This window comes from Geomonas sp., assembly GCF_056994735.1.
Genome location: NZ_JBXKJL010000274.1, coordinates 1 through 4,871, shown reverse-complemented (window position 1 = coordinate 4,871; position 4,871 = coordinate 1). Strand labels below are relative to the sequence as shown.

Here is a 4,871-nt window from a genome sequence, read left to right as displayed (position 1 = left end):
ACTACAGATAGAACAGAGATTAACGGAGTGATTTAAAAATGCCTAAACGTACAGACATCAAGAAGATCCTCATCATCGGCGCGGGACCGATCGTCATCGGCCAGGCGTGCGAGTTCGACTACTCCGGCACCCAGGCCTGCAAGGCGCTCAAGGAAGAAGGGTACGAGGTTGTGCTGCTGAACAGCAACCCCGCGACCATCATGACCGACCCCGACTTTGCCGATTTCACCTACATCGAACCGGTCACTCCCGAGATCCTTGCAGCCATCATCGAGAAAGAGCGCCCGGACGCGGTGCTTCCGACCCTGGGCGGCCAGACCGCTCTGAACACGGCCGTTGCCGTGGCCGAGAACGGCACCCTGGAGAAGTTCGGGGTCGAGTTGATCGGCGCGAAGCTCCCCGCCATCAAGATGGCCGAGGACCGCACCCTCTTCAAAGAGGCCATGGTCCGCATCGACCTGGAAGTCCCGAGGTCGGGACTGGCCCACAACTACCTGGAGTCGATGGAAGTCATAAAGACTGTCGGCTTCCCCGCCATCATCCGGCCCTCCTTCACCCTGGGCGGCACCGGCGGCGGCATCGCCTACAACATGGAAGAGTACGAGCGCATGTCGGCGGCCGGCATCGAGGCTTCCCCGACCGACGAGATCCTGGTCGAGGAGTCGCTCATCGGCTGGAAGGAGTACGAGTTGGAGGTCATGAGGGACACCGCTGACAACGTGGTGATCATCTGCTCCATCGAGAACTTCGACGCCATGGGTGTCCACACCGGAGACTCCATCACGGTGGCGCCTGCCCAGACCCTCACGGACAAGGAATACCAGATCCTGCGCGACGCTTCCCTGAAGATCATCCGCGAGATCGGCGTCGACACCGGCGGCTCCAACATCCAGTTCGGTATCAACCCCAAGAACGGCCGCCTCATCGTCATCGAGATGAACCCGCGCGTCTCGCGCTCCTCCGCACTCGCCTCCAAGGCCACAGGCTTCCCGATCGCCAAGATCGCCGCCAAGCTTGCCGTGGGGTACACGCTGGACGAGATCACCAATGACATCACCAAAGAGACCCCGGCCTGCTTCGAGCCGACCATCGACTACGTGGTCACCAAGATCCCGCGCTTCACCTTCGAGAAGTTCCCGGCCGCTGACGCCACCCTGACCACCCAGATGAAATCGGTGGGCGAGGTCATGTCCATCGGCAGGACCTTCAAGGAATCGTTCCAGAAGGCCCTCAGGTCCCTGGAGATCGGCTCCTGCGGCTTCGAGTCCCGCTTCTTCGGCGTAGGCGGCGATACCCGCCGCGCCCTCACCGAAAAAGAGCGCGCCACCCTGGTCGAGAAGCTGACCATCCCGAACGCCGACCGCGTCTGGTACGTGGGCGACGCCTTCCGCTGCGGCATGGGCGTTGACGAGATCTACAAGCTGACCGGGATCGACCCGTGGTTCCTGCACAACCTCCGCCAGATCATCGAGAAGGAGGAGGAGCTCAAGCAGGTCAAGGTGGAAGGTGAGCCGAAGGAGAACCTGAAGGATCTCCTGTGGGATGCCAAGCGCTACGGCTTCTCCGACAAGTACCTGGGCAAGCTGTGGGACATCAAGGAAGGGGACGTGCGCGCCCTGCGCCTCTCCGTGGGCGTCAAGCCGGTCTTCAAGCGGGTCGATACCTGCGCCGCCGAGTTCGTGGCCCACACCCCGTACCTCTACTCGACCTACGAGGAGGAGTGCGAGGCCGAGCCGACCGACAGGAAGAAGATCATCATCCTGGGCGGCGGACCCAACAGGATCGGGCAGGGGATCGAGTTCGACTACTGCTGCGTGCACGGCGTCTTCGCGCTCTCCGAGGACGGCTACGAGACCATCATGGTCAACTGCAACCCCGAGACCGTCTCCACCGACTACGACACCTCCGACCGTCTCTACTTCGAACCGCTGACCTTCGAGGACGTGCTGAATATCGTCGACGTCGAGAAGCCTGACGGCGTCATCGTGCAGTTCGGCGGCCAGACCCCGCTGAAGCTGGCGGTGGCCCTGGAGAAGGCCGGGGTGCCGATCATCGGAACCTCGCCCGACGCCATCGACCGTGCCGAGGACCGCGAGCGCTTCCAGGAGATGCTGCAGAAGCTCTCCCTGCGCCAGCCGGAGAACGGCACCGCCCGCTCCTTCGAAGAGGCCGAAGTGGTCGCCGAGCGCATCGGCTACCCCGTCGTGGTCCGCCCCTCCTACGTCCTCGGCGGACGCGCCATGGAGATCGTCTACGACGTGGAGAACCTGCGCCGCTACATGCACACCGCCGTGCAGGCCTCGCCCGAGCATCCGATCCTGATCGACAAGTTCCTGGACGAAGCCATCGAGATCGACGTCGACGCCCTCTGCGACGGCCAGGTCGCCGTCATCGGCGGGATCATGGAGCACATCGAGGAAGCCGGCATCCACTCCGGCGACTCCGCCTGCTCGCTGCCGCCGTACTCGATCTCTCCCGAGATTGCCGAGGAAATCCGCCGCCAGACCAAGGTCATGGCGCTCGAGCTGAACGTCAAAGGCCTCATGAACGTACAGTTCGCCGTCAAGGGGAATGACATCTACATCATCGAGGTAAACCCCCGTGCCTCCCGTACCTCGCCCTTCGTATCCAAGGCGACCGGCAGGCCGCTGGCCAAGATTGCTGCCCGCGTCATGGCGGGCAAGACCCTGGCCGAGTTGGGCATCACCGAGGAGATCGTGCCCGAGCACATCTCGGTCAAGGAATCGGTCTTCCCCTTCACCAAGTTCCCCGGCGTGGACACCATCCTCGGACCGGAAATGAAGTCCACCGGCGAGGTCATGGGTATCGGCAAGACCTTCGCCGAGGCCTACGCCAAGGCGCAATCCGGGGCCGGCGTGAAGCTTCCCGTATCGGGCAAAGTCTTCATAAGCGTTAAGGATTCGGACAAAAAACATATTGTCACAGTAGCCAAAAGACTGTATGATCAGGGCTTCGAGCTGGTTGCAACAGGCGGCACGGCAAGCTATCTGCAGGAAAAAGGTGTTCCCGTAGGTGTGGTCAACAAGGTCAAAGAGGGCCGGCCGCACATCGTAGACGCAATCAAGAACAACGAGATTTGCATGGTGATCAACACCACCCATGGTGCCCAGGCAGTTGCCGATTCCTTCTCGATCCGCAGGAGCACACTGATCAACAACATAGCCTATTACACCACCGCTTCAGGTGCCCGGGCCGCGGTCGACGGCATCATTGCCACCGCCCAATCCAAGCTTGAAGTGAAGTCGATTCAGGATTACCTGAAATAGAAGAATTAACCGGGGGACGCGAAGGTTGCGTTCCCCTTCCTCATCCTAACAGCCGGTTAAGGGGGCCCACACGGCCCCCTACGAGTTCAACAAGGAGTAGATGACCGATGTCCCAGACAGTTCCGTTGACCAAGGAGAGTTACGAGGCCCTCCAGGAAGATCTTAAGCGCCTGATAAAAGAAGAGCGCCCGAAGGTTATCCAGGATATCGCCGAGGCCAGGGCCCATGGCGATCTTTCCGAGAATGCCGAGTACGATGCTGCCAAGAACCGTCAGGGTTTTATCGAGGGACGCATACTTGAGCTGCAGGACAAGCTGGCCCGTGCCTACGTGGTCGATCTGTCCAACCTTAAGCCCGACAAGGTCGTCTTCGGGGCGACCGTGACCGTCTATGACACCGCCTCCGAAGAAGAGATCACCTACAAGATCGTCGGTGAGGACGAGGCTGACCTCAAGCAGAGCAAGATCTCCTGCACCTCCCCGGTCGGGAAGGCCCTCATCGGCCACAAGCTCGACGATACCGTGAGGGTTGTCGTGCCGTCCGGTACCAAAGAGTACGAGATCATCGAGATCCGTTACGAGTAGGCTTGCGCCCGGTGCTTTAGTCACCGGGATGTCGACTCCCGTCGCCCCACGATTTTAACCTCCCTCGCCCTCCGGGAGAGGGCCGGGGTGAGGGGAACAGCCTATCGGGGAAGTAGCCATATCAATTTGATTGCCCTTACAGAAAGCCGCCAATGCGGCTCCTGAGGCAATCCCAACGCGGGCTGTTATACGGCCCGTCTACATAACGCGAAGCGCGGAAAACAGGTAAACGGAGGTTTCCATGGTAACTAAAGACATGACTTTTGCTGCTGTAATGAGAATGCACCCGGACGTCGTCAAGGTGCTGAGCAAATACAACCTCGGCTGCATCGGCTGCATGGGTGCACAGAACGAATCGCTTGAGCAGGGCTGCGCCGCCCATGGCATCAACGTCGACGAGATCGTAGCCGACATCAACGCCCTCTTCTAGCTCATTCCACTTGCTCCTCCTCTCCCCCCTTAGCAAACGGGCGAGTCTCATCTCCCCCCTTGTTAAAGGGGGGCGGGGGGGATTTAACCAGCCACCACGAATATAACCAGCGGCACTCGTCACCAGCTAATCCCTTTCCGAAAGGGTCCCCGTCATGCCGACCATCTCCCTAGCACCAGACGGCTCCATCGTCCTCCCGGAAGAGTTCAGAGACAGTCTGAAACTCAAGCCCGGAGACCAGTTGAGCGTCGAGGTCGTAGACGGAACCCTCCGCATCACCCCGCAGCCAAAACCGAAAGCATCAAGAACTTCTGCCGGTCGGAACGAGGGACAGTCCCCTACGTCCCCTCCCTTTCATCCTTCTACGCTCACCCCCCGCCGCGACGAACTCCAGACCCCGATGCGCTTTATCAAAGGCGTCGGTCCGAAGCTCGCCGAGACCCTGGCGAAGAAGGGGATCAACACCGTCGAAGACGCCCTCTATCTTCTCCCCAACCGGTACGAAGACCGCCGCGACCTGAAGCGCATCGCCGAGCTGCGCCCCGGCGCCACCTACGCCTTCTTCGGCAC

At 60.7% G+C, this 4,871-nt stretch carries 4 protein-coding genes; all 4 read left to right on the top strand.

The features are described from left to right. Positions 1-38: 38 nt before the first annotated feature. Positions 39-3,287, top strand: coding sequence for a carbamoyl-phosphate synthase large subunit (carB, locus tag AC11W3_RS11920; RefSeq protein ID WP_484090599.1), 3,249 nt, complete (start codon positions 39-41; stop codon positions 3,285-3,287). A gap of 107 nt (positions 3,288-3,394) precedes the next feature. Then, positions 3,395-3,871 (top strand): transcription elongation factor GreA, encoded by a 477-nt coding sequence (greA, locus tag AC11W3_RS11915; RefSeq protein ID WP_484090600.1) that lies wholly within the window; start codon positions 3,395-3,397, stop codon positions 3,869-3,871. 241 nt (positions 3,872-4,112) lie between these two features. Then, entirely contained in the window at positions 4,113-4,301 is a 189-nt protein-coding gene (locus AC11W3_RS11910) for a DUF1858 domain-containing protein (RefSeq protein WP_484090601.1), read from the top strand. A gap of 154 nt (positions 4,302-4,455) precedes the next feature. Next, a partial coding sequence (locus AC11W3_RS11905; protein WP_484093075.1) for an AbrB/MazE/SpoVT family DNA-binding domain-containing protein occupies positions 4,456-4,871 on the top strand: 416 nt, incomplete at its 3' end.